We start from the raw sequence: 16,891 nt of genomic DNA, 5'->3' as shown, positions 1-16,891 counted from the left end.
GAGTGTAGGTGGCAATGACCGTGACACACGGTTCAATGATGCTATTTAGCCGCTACTGCATACGACTCACCGTTTCGCTGGCAGAAGCCGGTTTTACTGGCGTCAATGCCCCGTCGGCCAAGGGCTGCACGGACGGATGCTGACGCTCGGTTTCGGCACTCAGAAAGTCGATGATCGACTGCGCCGAGGCCTCGTCCAGGCGCAGATTGGGCATCGGGATACGCTCGTATTGCTCGAACAGTTGCAGCGCGATCGGGTCCTTTTCAGCCAGTACGCGATCCGGTTCGCGGATCCAGCGATTGAGCCAGGCCGAATTGCGCTGGCGGGTCACGCCGATCAGGTCCGGGCCGATGTTGCGCATGCCGATGCCTTCGCCGTCCTGCGGGCCGAGGCTGTGACACGAAGCGCAGCGGGTGCGGAACAGTTCTTCACCATTGCTCGGCGGCCGGATCTGCGGGGCGTCGGCGTAGCTTTCTTCGGTGCTGGCCTGTTTCCAGTTCTGCAAGGTATTGGCGAGCTGGTCGGCGAGGATCCACGGGTTTTCGAACGGCGAGGCTTTCATCCAGCGTCCGGTGCTCTGGTTGCCGACGATCAGGCTCAGGTTGTGGTCCTTGGTGCGCCCGTTGTCGACGCCTTCGATGAACAGCCCGAGCTTCTTGCGCAGCTCGGTGACGTCTTCGAACTCGCCGGTGAGGAATTTCCAGCCAGGGCCGACCTTGAAGCGTTGCGCGTAGGCCTTGAGCACTTCGGGGGTGTCGCTCAGCGGATCGATGGTGATCGAGTAGAAAAAGATGTCTTTCCCGACTCGGTCCCCCAGCAGTTTCTGCACCTGGCGCAAGCGCGCGGTTTCCAGCGGGCAGGAGTCGCTGCACGAGGTGAAGATGAAGTTGATCACCACCACCTTGTCTTTGATCAGGTCATCGAAAAAGCGCACCTGCCGACCGTCCTGGTCGGTCAGCAGGGTGTTGGGGAAATAGTCGCCACCCCACGGGGTGGCGGATTCACTGGCGCCTTCGGGCTGCGCCTGATGGGCGATGAGCACCTGGCTGCCGAGCAGGCAGGTGACCAGCACCAGAATCAGGTGCATGCCCAGGGCGCGGGAGCGCGGCGTTGGCTGGGTCATGTCGGCTCCCTCCCTTTTCATGGTTTCACGATCACTTGCGGGCCGAAGCCGTCGCCAGTGCGGAAGGTTGGCAGCGCGGCGGAGTTGACGTAGCGCACGCCATCCCAGCTCGGCAGCGGCGTCGGCATCAACTGCAGTTGCCCGGGTTTTTCCAGGTCCCAACGCAGCAGCATCGAGTTGTCCTCATGCTGGGTGTTGTGACAGTGCTCCATGTAAGTCCCGGCGAACTCGCGAAAGTTGATCGCCATTTCCACGCTGTCCAGCCCGTCGGCTTCAGAACCGATGCGATAGACGTCCTTGCGCGCCCATTTTTCCCACTCAGGCGGGGCCTTGCCGCCACGGCTGAGGATGATCCCCTCCTCGAAGTGCACGTGTACCGGATGGCTCCAGCCCGTGCCACCGGCCTTGATGTTCCACACTTCCAGGGTACCGATGCCGCTGACTCCGGCGTCGGTCGGGCCGCTGGCCAGTTTGGTCGACGCATTCAACCGGCGCGGGTCCATGTGGAAGCCGAAACCGCCATCGGTCTTGATCGTCCACGGCGCTTCATCGGTGCCGTCGGAGCGGCCGAAGATGAAGGTCCGGTGCAAGGCCTTGGCCAGCAGCGCCTTGTCGGCAGCGTTGTCACGGTGGATCTTCAGCGGAATCATCACCAGGCCTTCCGCCTTGCCCGGTTTGGCCGGTTCGTAGGCCGCCGGGTTCATCGACAGATCCTGGCCGGTATAAGCCTTGACGTTGAGTTGCAGGACCTTGCCTACCACCGGGTCACCCCGATCCCATTGCGGACCCTTGCTGGTCTGTTTGATGACTGCCAGGTATTTCTCCGACAGCACGTCGGCCAGCGGGATCACTTCTTTCGGGCCCTTGCCGTCGTCTTGGGCCTGCAGGTTGACGAAGAACAGCTTGTCGCCCGGTTTGATGCCGTTTTTCGCAAAGTTGACGATGATGTCGAACCGCTCGGCGATGCCCTGAGTCGGCAGAATCGCGTTGTGGTTCTGTTTGTCGCCGTCGGCATCCAGGTCCATCGAACCGTCGAACGGCACGCTGTGTTCCATGATGTTGCCGTCGTTGGCGATCATGTGGAACGGCACCCGGCTGTACGACACACCGGAGTTTCTCGGCCCCTGGAATTCGCCGCCGGTGCCTTTGACTTCACGCACCAGGGCGAGCTTGAAGTAGCGCGACACCGAACCATTGAGGAGGCGGAAGCGATAACTGCGCGCCCGTACGTCGAGGGTCGGTTTCCACTGCCAGTTGACCAGCACCTGATCGCCGATGAAGCCGTCAGTGTTGAACGGGTTGAACCACAGCTGACCCTGCTGATCCCAGGCCTTGTCGGCGAACACCAGGTTGACGTCATAGTCGCGGTTGCCCCACGGCAAGGCGCTGCCGCTGGGGAAACGCAGGTTGACGCCGTCGTTCACCGATTCGTTGCCACGGTCCAGGGCGCTGTAGTAGTTCATCATCGCCGCGTTGCCCTTGTAGACGTTCTGCGCGGTGAAATCGAGCATGTGGTCGTGGAACCAGTGGGTGCTCATGGTTTCGCGCCAGTCGCCGCGAATCCTGATGGTGCCGTGGTCGCAGGTCTTTTTCGCAGGCTGCAGGTCGTTGACCCACAGGGTTTCCCCCGGTGCGCACGGGAATGCGGCGCGTGGATCTTCAGCCTTGGTGTTAATGCTGTCATAACCGGCGAGCTGGATCGGCCAGCGATAGTCGTAAAACTGGCCGGGGAAGAAGAACGCGTTGGCATAACCGTCGCTTTCCGCTGGCGCGTGGCCGTTGTGCTCGTGGGTGGTGATGGTGTGCAGGCCGAAACCGCGGTTGGCCGATGGGTCGATCGGCAAACCGTTGTAGTGCCGCATCAGCACCGGTTGGCCGTAGCGCACCATCAACAGTTTCGGCGGCAGCGTACCGTCGAAGGTCCACACCGAGTTGTGGTCCTGAACCGGCATCGCCGGGTGGAACCGTGGATCGACACCCTTGGCCGTGCCATCCGTCGCCGGCACGCCCGCGACGTTGTGGTACAGACCGCCGGGGCCGAATTCGCCCACCGCATAACCGTGCATCTGCCGACTGTCACGCAGGCCGCCGTTCAGCCGCGCACCGGTTTGCACGGTCTTGTAGGCGACTTGCGGGTAGAACTCGTTCCAGCGCTGATGAGCCCAACCTTTTCCCGGTGGCCGGCCTTCGGCGGAGGAACCGATGTGACGGTTGAGGAACAGTTCGATCTGCGCCTGCCAAGGGTTGCGGTCAACCGTGTTGGCATACTGGCTCGGAAATGGCGTGAGCCCCGGTTGACGCAGGAATGCATCCAGCGCGGTGCCGGGTGGCGCGCTGCGGGCGATGTTGTTCGGGTCTTGCGCCGGTGCCGGGCCGATGGCCGCAGGCGGGAAGCTCAACGGCGCGGCCGGTGTGGTCGGGTCGAGTTTTTCCGGGCCGAACTCTTCGAACAGCACCAGTTGCTGAGTGAACGGCTGGGCACCGTACAGCGGGCTTGGCTTGCCGTTGGTGGGGTAATTGAAACTGGTCTGGACGGTGGGCGGCAGGATGTTTTCCGTGCGCGTCGTGTTGCGCGTGCCTTTGACCCCGTCAGGCAGATCGAAGGAGTCTACGTTGGCCTCGGGCATCGTCAGGATTGCATTGAGCGCGCCAGCGCGGTCTTCGGGCTCGTCGTAATAGGCCGACGGGTCGGACGCTTCCGGCTGATTCTCGTCGTCGATCGGGCTCGCTCGGACCGCGGACATCTGGCCCAGGGTCAACATCAGAAAGACGCTCAGTGGCGTCAACAGGAAAAGCTTTTTGGGGTCACGCATTGCTCTGTCCATCACCAGCCGCCTCATCTAAGGAAGGGGTGATGGTGTTTTGCAATTACCTCGCCAAAAAATCATTTCCAGTTGTTACAGGGACTTGCACGCGCTGTTGCATTCCCCACTCCCCGGTGACCGGGGCCTGACACCCACTGCTGGGGGAAAGTTCACCCCAATTTACTGAATGAGCTGAAACGCCAGACGAACGGTGGTGCCCTCGCCTTCACGGCTGTCCAGGCTCACGCCCCCGCCGAAGCGTTCCATGATCCGTTTGACCAGTACCAGCCCCACGCCGAGGCCGCCCTGCTTGGTGGTGAAGAACGGCCGGAACGCCATGCTGCGCTGTTCCTCGTTCATGCCTTTGCCGGTGTCGCTGAGTACAACGCTTACGCCACGGCTGTCGCTCGGTTCGAGGGTGATGGTCAGTGTGCCGCCCTTGTCCATCGCTTCCAGCGCATTGGCCAGCAGGCTGTTGAGGATTTGTGTGAGCTGCACCGGCTGGCTCAGCACCATCGGCGTCTGCTGAGGTTGAAACACCACGTGCACGCCAGCCTTGGCAATCTGCTGCTCGAACGCCATCAGGCTGTCGTGCAGCGCCGCCACCAGGTTCACCGGTTCCGGGTCGTCATTGAGCGGTCGCAACGATTGCAGCAGTTCGCGCACCCACTTCGACATGCGGTCGACCTGGCCGATGATGTCCTTGATGTTCTTCTGTGCCGGCCCCGCGTCGAACTCCAGCGCCAGCTCGGCGCTGGAGCGAATGGTCGCCAGCGGGTTGCGCAGACTGTGGGCCACTGCCGAAGACATCTCGCCCAGCGCGACAAAGGTTTCGTTGGCGATCAGTTGTTTTTGCTGGGCCGCCAGCAGAATCGCCGCCCGCCGCACGATCCAGTACAACCCCAGGTAAATCAGCCCGCCGCCCAGCGCGGTGGCCAGCCAGATCAGCGCCAGACCGCGCTCCATGCGGGCGATCAGGTCCTTGGGCTCCTTATAGATCTCGACCATCGCCGTGACGTTCTTGCCCTCGGCGTCGAACAGTGGAATGTAGTTTTCAATGAAGATGTATTCCGGCGGCACCACGAACTTCTGTTCTTCACGGCCCTTGTCTACGTTGTGGTAACTCGCCGACACCGGGATCTTTTCATCGAAGGCCCGGTCGAGGTCTTCGTCGGCATGAATGCGGGTGTTGACCAGCGCCGGGTTGGTCGACCAGATCACGGTACGGTCCGGCGCATAAATGTTGGCGAGGATCACATCCGGCAAATGCTCGATGTGATCAAGAAACTCACCTCTGGCGCTGGCCCGGGCTTGCGGGTCGACATCGGGAAAATCGTTGTCCTGACGAGGGTCGAGCAACTCCCCCATGGTGCGGATATTGGGGATCGAAACGTGGCGCACTTCCGCCGACGCGATGGCCTGAATGAACTGCGCAGTGAGCAAGGCATCGCGCTGCACGCTTTCTTCGATCACGAACCGTGTCGACACCGCCCCGAGCGCCACCGCCACGGTGCCGATCACCGCCATGCTGATCAATGAAAACCAGCGCAACAGGTTGAACGGCTGCTTGCGCGAGTTCAGCCGCTGGCTGCCCTCCTCGACCGGTAGCGTTTTTGACTGCATGTTCATGGCGGCGACTTCCCGATACGTCCCTATAGGGTTATAGCCCACGGTTGGGTGTTTGCCCGGATGCGGGGGGTGAACGGCCCCACGTTCGGCCGATTTCCCGGTCAGGCGAAAACCGCCAGGCGTTCATGCCCCCACAATCCCCAATGCTGGGGACAGTCGCCCTATCCGGACGTGCGTCCTTTTCCCCCACGACAAGCCGCGAACCCTTGCGCCACGGGCGTTTGCCGCCGTTTGGCCCGTCGTTGGTATGGAAGTTGTAAAGCCCTCTGCAACTGACCCATCCCCAAGGGGCAGGTACTTTGATAGAGGGATTAACTCATGCACCCTTTACTGTCCAAAACCGCGACCGTCCTGGTCGTGAGCGCCTTGGCCCAGGGCATTGCCCAGGCCGCTCTGTTCGCCGTCGATCCGGGTCCCTACACACCGGCCAATGGCGGTTTCGCCAGCTGGTATCAGGACAGCCACGGTCGCACCCTGGATCTGTGCCTGTCCAAAGCGCTCAGCTCCCGCGTGCCGAGCACACCCGGCGCCCCGTCGTACATGTGCTCGCTGCTGCCGACCCCCGGCGTGTTCGATGACGCGCAACCGCTCGTATTCCCCACCAACTTCCCCGATGAAGCCTTCTGGTTCACCGGAGAAACCACCGTCGTCGATGCAGCACGCGGCATCGACCTGACTTACGTCAGCGCCATCGAAGCCGCGTTCGGCGGCGGCGACCCCGCAGAGGGCGACCAGATCAGCTTCGCCCGAATCCGCATCCGGGTCGATGTGCCCACTGCCGGCACCTACGTCATCACCCACCCCTACGGCGTCGATGTATTCACCGTCGATACCCCCGGCCGGCGCGCGATCAACATGACCCGCGACATCGGCATCGGCACCCCGCAAACCTACGACGGCGCGCTCAAGGGTGACATCGGTCCGTTCCTGCGCAGCGTCAACGGGCCGTACACCGAGACCAATCCGTTGACCGGCGCGGCCGAACAGTTTGTTGGCGATCCGAACCTCAACGAAGCGGTCACCGGCAGCCCGTTCAACACCAACTACGTACGCATCGAAGGCCCGGGCGGCATCGACCTGCGCAGCACGACTTTCGCCGTGTCCGGCAAGTTGTCGACAGTAGTGCGGCCAACGCCTCTGATCACCGAGCGCAGCACCTACTCGCGCAAGCCCGGCGAAAGCGCACCAGTGGCCCAACAAGACGTGTTCGTCAAAGCCCCGCCCGCGCCGGGTACCGCCGCCATCACCAGCAGCACGCCCGTGGTGAACATGACAGAAGCCGACAGCACCGGCAGCTGGTACGCGCAATCGGCGGTCAACCCGACTTTGCCCTCCGTGCTGCAGGTGACCGCCGACAACCACCTGGCGATCGCCACCAGTTCGCCGACCACCCTGCCCATGAACCTGACCGACCTGGTGGTGATCCAGCGCGCCGAGTACAGCCTCACTTCCGGGCAATTGACCGTGGTGGCCTCGACCAGTGACGAAACCTCGCCACCGGTGCTCACCGCCACCTCCGGCACCGGCGCCACCATCGGTGCGCTGGGCGGTGATGGCGCGGTGAAAACCCTGGCCACCGGGATCACGCCGATTCCACCGGCCAAGGTTCGGGTGACGTCGTCCAACGGCGGCAGCGATACCGAAGAAGTGGTCATCGTGCAATGAACGCTCACATGCCCAGATCCGCATCAGGAGGCATCATGAACAAGTGGCCACGCTTCGCGCTCAACGCGCTCGGGCTGACAATCTCGCTGACCGGCAGTGCGTTCGCGCAACTGGCCGCCGTCGATCCCGGCCCCTACACCTTCGCCACCGGGAAATTCCCGATGTGGTATCAGGACAACAATCAACTGTCGATGGAGCTCTGCCAGTCGCGCGCCGCCAGTTCGCGGGTGCCGGTCAGCACCCCGCCGGCGTACATGTGCACTTTGCTGCCGGAACCGGGCGTGTTCGATGACAGCCTGCCGATGGTGTTCCCCGACAACTGGCCGCCGGAAGCGTTCTGGTTCCTGGCGGAAACCGCGATCCCCAACAACGGTGCCGGTTTCGGCGTGGATGCCTACGTGGCCGGGATCGAAGCGGCATTCGCTGCAGAAAACCCGGTGGACGGCGATCAGCAAAGCTTCGCGCGGATCCGCATCCGGGTGAACGTCCCGGTGGCCGGCACCTACACCATCACCCACCCGTATGGTGTTGAAACGGTCAACGTCACCACACCGGGTCGACGAGCAATCAACATCACCAAGGACGTCGGCATCGGCGCGCCGGGCAACTTCAGCGGTGCGCTCGACGGCGCCATCGGCCCATTCCTGCGCAGCATCAACGGCCCTTATACCGAAGTGAACCCGGACACCGGCGGCATCGAAACCTTCGTCGGCGACCCGAATCTCACCGAAGCGGTGACCGGCAGCCCGTTCAACACCAACTTCCTGCGGATCGATGGTCCGTCGGGCGCCGGCTCGATTCAGACCAACCTGTTCACCGTCGCCGGCAAGGTCCTCGACAATCGTCAGCAAACCCAAGTCGCCATCGACCGCGCCACCTATCGCCGGACCTCGGCCGGTGTGCGCGCCGAGGTGTTCGCCAAGGCTGACAGCAGCTCGACCCTGTGCTTCCGCGAAACCGTGGCGTTGCTGCCCGGCCCACCACCGACGCCGTGCCAGACCAGTCTGCTGGGCGACAACAACGGGTTGTTCTTCGGCCAGCGCCTGGGCACCGGCACCCTGCCGTCGGTGGTGGTCGTGACCGCGACCAACCCGGCCGGCACTACCCGTCCGACCGCCGTTTCGGCCAAGCTCACCGACGTGGTGAAAATCCAGACCGCCCGCTACAGCTGGGCCAACCACAGCCTGCTGATCGAAGCCACCTCGACAGATGAAGTCGCGGTGCCGGATATGGTTGCCCAAGGCTACGGACGTCTGTCGAAAACCGGCACGCTGCAAAAAATCACCGTGGCCGACCTGACCCAGCCTCCGGCGACCGTCACGGTCAAATCCGCCGCCGGCGGCAGCGATACCGAGCCAGTCGTAGTGGTCGGTGCAGCACCGGACACCGGTGAGAACCAGGCGCCACTGGCCAACGCCGACACCGGCAGCACCAGCTTCGGCGTGCCGATCACCCTCAGCCTGCTGACCAACGACAGCGACCCGGACAACAACGTGCCGCTGACCATCACCGCGCTGACTCAACCGGCCGCCGGCCAAGGCACCGTCGCGCTGAGCGGCACCACCTCGGTGGTCTACACCCCGCCAGCCGTGGTGACGACACCGTTGACCACGACCTTCACCTACAAGGCGCAAGACAGCAAAGGCCTGGCCTCGGCCAACCCGGCGACCGTGACGGTGACCGTCGCGCCTAACCGGCCACCGACCGCCGTCGCCGACAGCGTCGCCACCCTGGGTGTCGCGATCCCGATCAACGTCCTGGCCAACGACACCGATCCGGAAGGCAACACGCCGCTGGGCGTCGCCAGCCTGACCCAACCGCCGGCAGGACGCGGCACGGTCAGCACCGACGGCACGGTGATCACCTACACCCCACCGGCCACCGTGACCACGGCTTTCACCACGACCTTCACCTACATCGCCCGGGACAGCTTCAACGCCCAGTCGACGCCGGCGACCGTCACGGTGCAAGTGTCGCCACGGCCAGCGGCGGAAACCTTCACGATCACCACTTCGACCGTGCAGGCCCGCTCCGGCGGCCGCTTCAACTGGGACTTCGCCGGCACCTCGTCGGTGACCACCGGCAACACCATCACCGTGCAGGTCACCACCCCGACCGGGCTGGTAACGCTGGGTACCACCACGGTACCGGTGACCGGACGCTGGCGACTGACGCTGAACAACACGCTGGTCGTGCCATCAGCCAACCCGACCGCCACGATCCGCTCGTCCCAAGGCACCGTGCGGACGGTGTCGGTGACCACGCTCTGAGCCAGTGCCCCGCCTGCTTTCGGGCAGGCGGGGCAACGCTCAACGGTTAACGCCCCACAGGATATTTGCCATGAACACGCCGACCGCCGCCCTGCTTTGCCTGCTCGCCCTGTGCGTCAGTGCGGGCGTGCGCGCCGACGACCTGATGGAAAACGACGACCTGGCGCCCAACAGCGCCGATCTCGGCGAACTGCCACCTCCCGTGGGCCAGCAAGCCCTGATCGACCAGAACGGCCAGGTCAACCTGGCGCTGCTGTCGCAGAACGGTCAGTCGCTGCTGGGCAAGATCGTGCAGTCGGGCAGCAATCAGGAGGCGTACATCCTGCAACAAGGCAGCGACCTGATGGCCCTGATCACGCAAAACGGCTCCGGCAACGCCGCGTCCATCACGCAAACCGGCAGCCACAACCGTGCGCAGATTTCGCAAAACGGCAACAACAACGACGCCAGCATCGAGCAGGCCGGCACGGGGCTGCAAAGCGCCGTGACCCAGTCGGGCAACGGCATGAGCGTTTCGGTCAAGCAATATCGCTAAGCACTGCAATCATCGGAGAGTTCATCATGTTCAAACTGACGCCCCTCACCGCCGCCATCCTGGTCATGATCAGTGCCCAGGCCATGGCCGACGACAGCCTTTCCACCCAGAGCCAGTTCGGTACGGCCAACATCGCTGATGTGAAGCAGACCCAGGCCCCGTTCAGCACCGCGACCCAGACCCAACTGGGCCAGGGCAACAACGCCGCCGCCGTGCAGGACACCGCCACCAGCGTCATCACCCAGGACGCGGTCGGCGATTACAACGCCGGTTACGCCGAGCAGCTTTTCGAAGACAACAGCACCATCACCCAACAACAGACCGGTGCCTTCAACACCGCCCACGCCAGCCAGTCTCTCGGCTTCGGCGCCGGCAACCAGGCCCTGCAACAACAGCAAGGCACCGGCAATTTCTCGTTCGTCTATCAGGACTCGCAGAACGGCAGCGAAGGCAAGACCTTCCAGTTCGGCGACAGCAACGAAGCCAACATCGAGCAACTGTACGAAGGCACCGGCAACAGCTCGGTGATCACCCAGTACGGCACCGCCAACTACGGCACCGCCGAACAAGTGCTGCACAACGGTGGCCAGATCGGCATCAACCAGGCCGGCGAAAACAACTACGCCTACGGCGACCAGCGCAACGGCACCGGCGGCAACATCACCATCAACCAGTTCGGCAACCTCAACGGCACCGAAATCTGGCAAGACTCGCAACTGGCCAGCCAGGCCACCGTCAACCAGTACGGCGACAGCAACGAAACCGTGGTCGACCAGAGCTTCGGCGAAAACAACACCGCCGCCGTCACCCAGGTCGGCAACACCAACGCCATCTATGCCGACCAGTTCGAATCGGTCAACTCGACCCTGGCGCTGTATCAAGTCGGCAACGGCAACGTGCACTTCACCTACCAGAACGGCGACAGCCACACCCTCAACGCCACCTCGGTGGGCAACGACAACAAGGTCTACGCCAGCAACTGGAAAGGCCCGCAACATGGCGGCCAGTTCGGCAGCAACCAGCGCGCCACGGTCAATCAGACCGGCAACGGCAACATCGCCAGCTTCACCCAGGACGGCATCGGCCAGATCATGACCACCAATCAGACCGGCACTGGCAACAAGACGACGGTCAGCCAGGCGGATTCCTACAACGAGCTGTACTTCGACCAGAACGGCAGCGACAACATCCTCATCGCCGACCAACGCGGCACCACCAACCTGGTTCAAGGCTCGTCGAACGGCTCGGGCAACAGCGCCGAATTCGACCAGTCCGGCACCGGCAACCAGGCGTACACCGCGCAGCTGTATGGCAGCGACAACATGATCACCGTGAAACAGGCGGACACCATGAACGTGGCATATGTAACCCAGGGCGGCACCGGGAACATTGCCAATGTGGATCAGAGCGGGATGACGCAGACCGCGAATATTCAGCAGTTCGGGTCGGCTAACCAGGCGACGGTTTTGCAGCAGTAAGTGTTGGGTGTTGGAAAACCGCGATCTTGAGGTCGCGGTTTTTTTTGCGCTGACGCTTGAGTGGCGTCCTACGGAAAACGGAACGTTTTCAGAAATTCGGGGAGTTTTCTGACGAATTCTGGCGGTTGGCCGTCGGAAGTGCAGGCTCTAGGATTTGCCGGGACAACTTGATCCCCATGGAGCTTGGCCCACATGCAATTCATCCAGACAGCGACGACAGCGATACCGTTACCGAATAGACTTCCAGGCACCAAACCCGGAGGTTCCATGATCGACCCGTCCTTGATCGACCCACTGTGCCCGGTTGTTTCGGATCTTGATCCTGAGGAACAGGCTGCGAGTTATGACCGTTGGTTTCGGGCCGAAGTACAGGCCTCTCTCGATGATCCGCGTCCGAATATTTCGCATGACCAGGTGATGGCTGAGATACATGCCTTGCTCAAGGCAAAAGACAATGGTTTCGAGGTCGATTGAGTGGAGGCCCGAAGCACGGGCCAAGCTGATGCTAATTATCGACTTCATAACAGAAAGACATCCGAGAGCAGCCAGAGAGCTCGTCAGGGCGATTGGAAAAGCTGCATCCAACCTTCTGGAACATCCTCGCCTCTATCGAACCGGTCGGATCCCGGGCACTCGAGAAGCTGTTGTACATTCGAGTTATCTAATCATCTATCGGGTAACTGATCGAATAGAAATCGTGAACGTACTGCACACGCGTCAGGAGTACCCGCGACGTCGTTTTTTCTAGTACGTTGCTCGCTCCGTTCCAAACAAAAACCGCGCTCCTGTCAGGGATCGCGGTTTTTTCGTATTGCCGCTGCGAGAGCCTCACCCCGCCTCATGCTTTCTTCGTTTGTCCTCCATCAGGGCCGACATATCAGCCATCACCTGCTCATTCGGAATGCTGGGTCGTGGGTCATCGATTGAAGCCTGTATTTTGGCAATCAACCAGCGGTCGTAGCTGGCGGCCTGCTCTTCGCTTTCGAAGTCTGAAATGATTGGGGAGATCAGGGGATCCATGGTGGCTCCGGATTGAGAGTGAAAAACGCGACCCGTTTTTGGGTCGCGTTTTTTATTGGGGATGTGCTGGATCAGCCCTTCAGTTCGACGTGATCCAAGGCCTGATTCACGGCCAGTTCACCCAGCATGAGGATCTGTGCAATGCCCAGGGCGGTCTTGCGGTGGGCGGGGTCGAGGGTGGCGGCGAAGTTGTTGAGCATTTCGCTGGCCGAGCCCAGGGATTCGCTGGCGTTGGCGAGCAGGGATTCGGTGTTGTAGGCCGGGTTGGCGAGGTACATCGGGGCGGGTTCGTTGACGCTGCCCATTATGTGGGCGCCGGGGCAGAGGTAATGATCGAGGGCGCGTTCGGCGGCTTCGTGGAGTTTTTTCGAGTTGACGGAGGTGTATGGGGAGGTTGGGTCGGTTTCGGGGTTGGCTTGGGTTTCGGGTGGGTTGGGTGTTGGTTTGAACATGGTGAATCTCCGATCCTGAAATGAAGCTGGCCCATTCGGTTTCCGAACGAAGGGGTGGCAGCTGTACGCAGGCTGGAAACCCGGGGAACGGAGAACCCGGTTGACCCGAAGGTCTCCCGCGCACAGCCGCCATAACGGAGTGCACACTTTTCAAGGTGCGCAAGCATACGTTATGAAAAGCGCTTGTGCGCTCGGTTCTAGTCGGGGTTTCCAATCCCGATCGCTGAATTGGCAGCGACCGAAACAGGCTAGAGCCCGCGCTTCCGACGGACAACCTGAAAACCTTGTGGGAAGGTTCGGTGTATTCAGACACGTTTTTAAACAGACTTCAGGACGCTGGCCCTCACCCCAGCCCTCTCCCGGGGGGAGAGGGAGCCGACCGAGTTGTTCATTCGAGTTACATCGACCTCAACCATCGAGTTGAACTCAAGCTTTCAAAACAAAAAATCAAAACCAAACCCACCTACACAATCTGCGCCCTCACCAAACCAAACAATGAGCGTTAGCTCGAGTACCGCTCTTGACGTGCCGGCCCCATCGGAAGGCTGAGTGGAGGGATTCATCCGGGGGTGGGAGCGAAGCGACCGTTTGGCGAAGCCAAACACATCGAGAGGAGGTGCAGCGAAGCAAACCGGAGGCGATGCCCCCGGATGAATCCCGGAGCGAAGGAACCCCGAGCCCCAGCGAGGGGCCGAACGCCGGGGCCAAGCCTTTTGCTTACTTTTTGGCGTTTGAAAAAGTGAGCCGCTGTAAGAGCGGAACTGCCAGCGGCAACACCCGAAGAAACGGATATTCACCCAACCCAACAAGAACCTGGTCGGCCCGAAGGCCGCCACGTTCACTCCGCATCCGGATCAATCTTGTTCTGAGTCAGGTACCGATTCAAAACATCATCCTGACCCGGGGTAGAAGCATCCCCCGCCACCTGCCACAACCGCCGCTCAATCCCCTGCGCCACCATATGCCCCACCGCCGCCTCAATCGCCGACAACACACACAACTGCGCCGGCTCATTGGTCGTATACCCCACCTCAGCCTCAAGCAACTTCTTGAACTCGATAAACTTGAAAATCCCCGCACTGCGCGCCACCGAATAAATCGTCTTGCTGGTCATTACGTTCGCCAGCACCTGCCCGCTACGCACATCCACCGCACGCAAATTCACCGTCACCTGATCCACCCGATACTCGCGGGAAAGATCGATCCCCAGATACCGCGCCCCTTCCCCACCGCTGCGCACGTTGGTGTCATAAGCGATGATCCCGCCCTCGAGCATCATGTTCGCCGCCTGCAACGGCGGCAGCTCGCCCTGAATGTTCACCGGCGTATTCGGCTTCTTCTGCGAAGCGCGAATGATCTTGCGTTCAGTCAGCAGGTTCTGCAGCCCTTCCCGCTCAAGCACCACAAACCAGCCGCTGGCCTGCATCGCGTCCATCAACATCGACGCTGCGCCCTGGGTGACGCTGGTGGAAAAGGAACTGGCCGGGGTCGGTTTGTACTGCCCGGTCTGGTCACGGAAGCCGTACACCACCGCCATCAGCCGGCCCTTGGGTCGTGGCATTTTCAGCAAGTCGTAATAAGTGGAGGCCCTGGGGGTCAGGGTCGGGGTATCGGTGTCCTGCTCGGCCGGCATCGGCTCGCGCAGACTGCACCCTTGTAATGCTGCCAACATCAGCCCTAGCGCAATTATTTTTTTCATGTCCATCACTCCCCGGAACCGTCATCCCGTCATGGGTTGAGGCCGTTCACCTGAATTTCGGAAACTTCGCCGCTCGCTCGGTCGGTCACCTCGATCGTGAGAGCCCCCGAGTCATCAACGACGTTGACGATAAAAGCGTCGGTGGACAGGCTCCCCGTGTTGCCGGTGGAGATGTTGTCCAGCAGTTGCCCCAGCAACCGTGACTGCAATTGACTGGTGAAGCGTTCAAGTGCCGAAGTGCCGGCCACCGTCGAGCGTTTCTTGAGATCCGGATCGTCGTGGTCGTTTTGTGCCTGGGCGTTGTTGAGCAGCCAGGTGCCGTTGAGCGGGTTGCCGCCGAACGACGGGTTGACCGGCGTGTAGACCAGTTCGGTGGCCTGGACGGCAGCAGCGCTGGCAAGCCCGATCAACAACCCCGAGATCCAGAATCCGCTGCGCCGTGAGAACGTTGTCGTGTTCATAGTTCGTCCTTCTCAAGGTCGGTGGTGTCCTGCAACAAGGCTTCCAGCTTGCGCCGGACGACCTCCAGTCGAACCGAGTCGGCGGCCTCGTAGGCCTCGTCCTTCAGTTCCACGGTGTTCGGCGGCAGGAAGCGCCGATACACCAGGCGTTGTTGATACTCGACGGTCACAAGGCTCCCCCAGCGCGCGTCGGGGCGCTCGCGCACCACCAGGTTGAAATCCATGCGGCTGGTGTCGCGCAGGCGCTCGCTGAACGAGTAGTAAAAGTCGTGGCCGATGTGCGAGATCGTGTCGTCGACGATGAAGCCCATCATTTCGTCTTCTTCGCTGGCGCTGGCGAAAGACGCCACGGCCGCGAGGATCAACGCGCACCACACGTGGCGGCTCATGGCTGCGACGCCTGCGGCAGCGATGACTGGCCTTTGGCAGGGCCGTTTGTGCCATCAAGGAAGGCTTTCTCGGCCACGAACTGCCAGTCCGAATAACGCTGCATGCCTTCGAAATCCGACCACTGCGACGGGAAGTCCGCCTGCTTCAACGGCACCTCGGTGGAGGCACTGTTGATGCCGGTGATGCGTCCGTCGAAACCCCGTTGCAGTGCCCATTCGCCGCCGCCGATCGGGTCCGGATAGAGCTGACGCAAATGGTGGCGGGCTTCCGGAAAACGCTCGTCCTGCAGCAGGTCGACCAGTTCTTTCGGGTACTGCGCCAGGCCCGGCGAACTGCGGTAGTAGCTGCGCAGCGCCTGGGCGTACTGGGTGCCGACCCACAGCAGTTGCTTCTCGCGATCGCGGCGCGACACGGTCGACCACAACTCGCCGGCACTGGCCAGGCCCATGCCCATGATCACGATCAGGAACAGCACGCCCAGGTAGGTGAACCCACCCTGCTCCACGTGCTTACCACTCGGAATACTGGCTGCCATCACGCGCCCTCCCGGTAGCTCCGCTCTTGATATCGGCGACGCCGCCCGCCACACCGTCCGGCGGAGCGATCAGCACCCATTGGTCATTGCGTTCGGTGATCGGGTCCAGTGGCGCGTTGCGCAGGTAACGGGTTTCCACCAGTTGTTCGATGGAATCGGGATAGCGCCCGGTGTCGCCGTAATAGTGATCCAGCGCCTCGCGCATGGCCGACAGGCTCTGGTGCAACGTGGTCTCTTTCGAGGCCTCGAGGCTGTTGAAGTAGCGTGGCAAGGCGATGGTCATCAGGGTCGCGATAATCGCCATCACCACCATCAGCTCGAGCAAGGTAAACCCCTTTTCCCGGCGCATGAGAATCACCACTCGCGGTAAGCGATGCCGTTGAGGCCATGGCCCCGGGCGAGGGAGTAGACGTCGAACACGTCCTCGCCATCGCGCGGGTTCTGGGCCGAACTGTTGTAGGCCCGCAGGCCCCAACCGCCGTTGTCGTCACGTTTGGCCGGCACCAGCGGATCCCGCGGTATCCGGCGCAGAAAGTAGAACTTCGCACCCTTGGCACTGCGCACGTCGCGCACGCCTTCGACCAGCACTTTCAGGTTCGGCGGATAGCCGCTGCTGTTCAGGGATTTCTCGATGTAGCCGGCATCGAAGGCACGCTTGTAGGCGTCGATGCCATCGCGAATCTGATACAGCGCGGTGCGCAGTTCCTGCTCCTTGCCACGCCGTACCAGGGTCTCGGTCAGCGGCGCGGCCATGCCGGCCAGCAGGCCGATCAGGGCCAGCGTCACCACGACTTCGATCAAGGTAAAACCGCGTTGGGAGGCGTTCATGA

17 protein-coding genes are annotated in these 16,891 nt (G+C 62.0%); 6 read left to right on the top strand and 11 right to left on the bottom strand.

Annotation, left to right across the window (positions count from 1 at the left end):
- Window positions 1-52 precede the first annotated feature (52 nt).
- The 3 genes from EIY71_RS05345 to EIY71_RS05335 all read right to left on the bottom strand — a co-directional run bounded on the left by EIY71_RS05345 (window position 53) and on the right by EIY71_RS05335 (window position 5,556).
- The gene (locus EIY71_RS05345; protein WP_134020812.1) at window positions 53-1,144 is read right to left on the bottom strand and encodes an SCO family protein; all 1,092 of its coding nucleotides are present in this window, start codon (window positions 1,142-1,144) and stop codon (window positions 53-55) included.
- The gene (locus EIY71_RS05340; protein ID WP_134020809.1) at window positions 1,141-3,948 is read right to left on the bottom strand and encodes a multicopper oxidase domain-containing protein; all 2,808 of its coding nucleotides are present in this window, start codon (window positions 3,946-3,948) and stop codon (window positions 1,141-1,143) included. Before EIY71_RS05340 ends, EIY71_RS05345 begins: the two co-directional genes overlap by 4 nt.
- A gap of 159 nt (window positions 3,949-4,107) precedes the next feature.
- A complete protein-coding gene (locus tag EIY71_RS05335) occupies window positions 4,108-5,556 on the bottom strand; it encodes an ATP-binding protein (protein ID WP_085748455.1) in 1,449 nt (482 codons plus the stop codon).
- Between the two features lie 318 nt (window positions 5,557-5,874).
- On the opposite strand from EIY71_RS05335, the gene EIY71_RS05330 reads away from it, so the two are divergent.
- The 6 genes from EIY71_RS05330 (at window position 5,875) to EIY71_RS05305 (ending at window position 12,252) form a co-directional block, all read left to right on the top strand.
- A complete protein-coding gene (locus tag EIY71_RS05330) occupies window positions 5,875-7,221 on the top strand; it encodes a hypothetical protein (RefSeq protein ID WP_085748456.1) in 1,347 nt (448 codons plus the stop codon).
- Window positions 7,222-7,256: 35 nt separating this feature from the next.
- Window positions 7,257-9,491 (top strand): Ig-like domain-containing protein, encoded by a 2,235-nt coding sequence (locus tag EIY71_RS05325; protein ID WP_085748457.1) that lies wholly within the window; start codon window positions 7,257-7,259, stop codon window positions 9,489-9,491.
- Window positions 9,492-9,561: 70 nt separating this feature from the next.
- Entirely contained in the window at window positions 9,562-10,026 is a 465-nt protein-coding gene (locus EIY71_RS05320) for a curlin (RefSeq protein WP_007956150.1), read from the top strand.
- A gap of 26 nt (window positions 10,027-10,052) precedes the next feature.
- Complete coding sequence (locus EIY71_RS05315) at window positions 10,053-11,504, top strand: curlin (protein WP_129973934.1); 1,452 nt, start codon at window positions 10,053-10,055, stop codon at window positions 11,502-11,504.
- A gap of 267 nt (window positions 11,505-11,771) precedes the next feature.
- Window positions 11,772-11,978 carry an antitoxin gene (locus EIY71_RS05310; RefSeq protein ID WP_085748459.1) on the top strand — a complete coding sequence of 69 codons (207 nt, stop codon included), beginning with the start codon at window positions 11,772-11,774 and terminating at the stop codon, window positions 11,976-11,978.
- On the top strand, window positions 11,935-12,252 hold the full coding sequence (locus EIY71_RS05305; RefSeq protein ID WP_372239284.1) for a type II toxin-antitoxin system RelE/ParE family toxin: 318 nt from the start codon (window positions 11,935-11,937) through the stop codon (window positions 12,250-12,252). Before EIY71_RS05310 ends, EIY71_RS05305 begins: the two co-directional genes overlap by 44 nt.
- A gap of 80 nt (window positions 12,253-12,332) precedes the next feature.
- Here EIY71_RS05305 and EIY71_RS05300 read toward each other — a convergent pair whose 3' ends face one another.
- The 8 genes from EIY71_RS05300 to EIY71_RS05265 form a co-directional block, all read right to left on the bottom strand.
- The gene (locus EIY71_RS05300; protein ID WP_085748461.1) at window positions 12,333-12,524 is read right to left on the bottom strand and encodes an antitoxin; all 192 of its coding nucleotides are present in this window, start codon (window positions 12,522-12,524) and stop codon (window positions 12,333-12,335) included.
- Window positions 12,525-12,595: 71 nt separating this feature from the next.
- The gene (locus EIY71_RS05295; RefSeq protein ID WP_085748462.1) at window positions 12,596-12,976 is read right to left on the bottom strand and encodes a DUF6124 family protein; all 381 of its coding nucleotides are present in this window, start codon (window positions 12,974-12,976) and stop codon (window positions 12,596-12,598) included.
- 838 nt (window positions 12,977-13,814) lie between these two features.
- Window positions 13,815-14,675 carry a CsgG/HfaB family protein gene (locus tag EIY71_RS05290; RefSeq protein WP_085748463.1) on the bottom strand — a complete coding sequence of 287 codons (861 nt, stop codon included), beginning with the start codon at window positions 14,673-14,675 and terminating at the stop codon, window positions 13,815-13,817.
- 29 nt (window positions 14,676-14,704) lie between these two features.
- Window positions 14,705-15,136, bottom strand: a complete 432-nt coding sequence (locus EIY71_RS05285; protein ID WP_007956141.1) for a curli assembly protein CsgF — start codon at window positions 15,134-15,136, stop codon at window positions 14,705-14,707.
- Complete coding sequence (gene csgE / locus EIY71_RS05280; RefSeq protein ID WP_039769043.1) at window positions 15,133-15,525, bottom strand: curli production assembly/transport protein CsgE; 393 nt, start codon at window positions 15,523-15,525, stop codon at window positions 15,133-15,135. Before csgE ends, EIY71_RS05285 begins: the two co-directional genes overlap by 4 nt.
- Entirely contained in the window at window positions 15,522-16,061 is a 540-nt protein-coding gene (locus tag EIY71_RS05275) for a type II secretion system protein (RefSeq protein WP_134020803.1), read from the bottom strand. The genes csgE and EIY71_RS05275 overlap by 4 nt, the downstream gene beginning before the upstream one ends.
- Window positions 16,036-16,410 carry a type II secretion system protein gene (locus tag EIY71_RS05270; protein WP_007956137.1) on the bottom strand — a complete coding sequence of 125 codons (375 nt, stop codon included), beginning with the start codon at window positions 16,408-16,410 and terminating at the stop codon, window positions 16,036-16,038. Before EIY71_RS05270 ends, EIY71_RS05275 begins: the two co-directional genes overlap by 26 nt.
- A 5-nt stretch (window positions 16,411-16,415) precedes the next feature.
- Window positions 16,416-16,889, bottom strand: a complete 474-nt coding sequence (locus EIY71_RS05265) for a type II secretion system protein (RefSeq protein ID WP_039769040.1) — start codon at window positions 16,887-16,889, stop codon at window positions 16,416-16,418.
- Window positions 16,890-16,891 lie beyond the last annotated feature (2 nt).

Origin of the sequence: Pseudomonas sp. CH235 (assembly GCF_004368175.1) — a bacterium.
Classification (GTDB): domain Bacteria; phylum Pseudomonadota; class Gammaproteobacteria; order Pseudomonadales; family Pseudomonadaceae; genus Aquipseudomonas; species Aquipseudomonas paraglycinae.
The sequence above is the reverse complement of the archived record's forward strand: the minus strand, read 5'-3'. Positions and strand labels throughout refer to the sequence as shown.

What these genes read in the sequence shown, in the direction of transcription:
- EIY71_RS05345 (WP_134020812.1), bottom strand. Translation starts at nt 1,144, where the DNA reads ATGAAAAGGGAGGGAGCCGACATGACCCAGCCAACGCCGCGCTCCCGC.
- EIY71_RS05340 (WP_134020809.1), bottom strand. Translation starts at nt 3,948, where the DNA reads ATGGACAGAGCAATGCGTGACCCCAAAAAGCTTTTCCTGTTGACGCCA.
- EIY71_RS05335 (WP_085748455.1), bottom strand. Translation starts at nt 5,556, where the DNA reads ATGAACATGCAGTCAAAAACGCTACCGGTCGAGGAGGGCAGCCAGCGG.
- EIY71_RS05330 (WP_085748456.1), top strand. Translation starts at nt 5,875, where the DNA reads ATGCACCCTTTACTGTCCAAAACCGCGACCGTCCTGGTCGTGAGCGCC.
- EIY71_RS05325 (WP_085748457.1), top strand. Translation starts at nt 7,257, where the DNA reads ATGAACAAGTGGCCACGCTTCGCGCTCAACGCGCTCGGGCTGACAATC.
- EIY71_RS05320 (WP_007956150.1), top strand. Translation starts at nt 9,562, where the DNA reads ATGAACACGCCGACCGCCGCCCTGCTTTGCCTGCTCGCCCTGTGCGTC.
- EIY71_RS05315 (WP_129973934.1), top strand. Translation starts at nt 10,053, where the DNA reads ATGTTCAAACTGACGCCCCTCACCGCCGCCATCCTGGTCATGATCAGT.
- EIY71_RS05310 (WP_085748459.1), top strand. Translation starts at nt 11,772, where the DNA reads ATGATCGACCCGTCCTTGATCGACCCACTGTGCCCGGTTGTTTCGGAT.
- EIY71_RS05305 (WP_372239284.1), top strand. Translation starts at nt 11,935, where the DNA reads ATGCCTTGCTCAAGGCAAAAGACAATGGTTTCGAGGTCGATTGAGTGG.
- EIY71_RS05300 (WP_085748461.1), bottom strand. Translation starts at nt 12,524, where the DNA reads ATGGATCCCCTGATCTCCCCAATCATTTCAGACTTCGAAAGCGAAGAG.
- EIY71_RS05295 (WP_085748462.1), bottom strand. Translation starts at nt 12,976, where the DNA reads ATGTTCAAACCAACACCCAACCCACCCGAAACCCAAGCCAACCCCGAA.
- EIY71_RS05290 (WP_085748463.1), bottom strand. Translation starts at nt 14,675, where the DNA reads ATGAAAAAAATAATTGCGCTAGGGCTGATGTTGGCAGCATTACAAGGG.
- EIY71_RS05285 (WP_007956141.1), bottom strand. Translation starts at nt 15,136, where the DNA reads ATGAACACGACAACGTTCTCACGGCGCAGCGGATTCTGGATCTCGGGG.
- csgE (WP_039769043.1), bottom strand. Translation starts at nt 15,525, where the DNA reads ATGAGCCGCCACGTGTGGTGCGCGTTGATCCTCGCGGCCGTGGCGTCT.
- EIY71_RS05275 (WP_134020803.1), bottom strand. Translation starts at nt 16,061, where the DNA reads ATGGCAGCCAGTATTCCGAGTGGTAAGCACGTGGAGCAGGGTGGGTTC.
- EIY71_RS05270 (WP_007956137.1), bottom strand. Translation starts at nt 16,410, where the DNA reads ATGCGCCGGGAAAAGGGGTTTACCTTGCTCGAGCTGATGGTGGTGATG.
- EIY71_RS05265 (WP_039769040.1), bottom strand. Translation starts at nt 16,889, where the DNA reads ATGAACGCCTCCCAACGCGGTTTTACCTTGATCGAAGTCGTGGTGACG.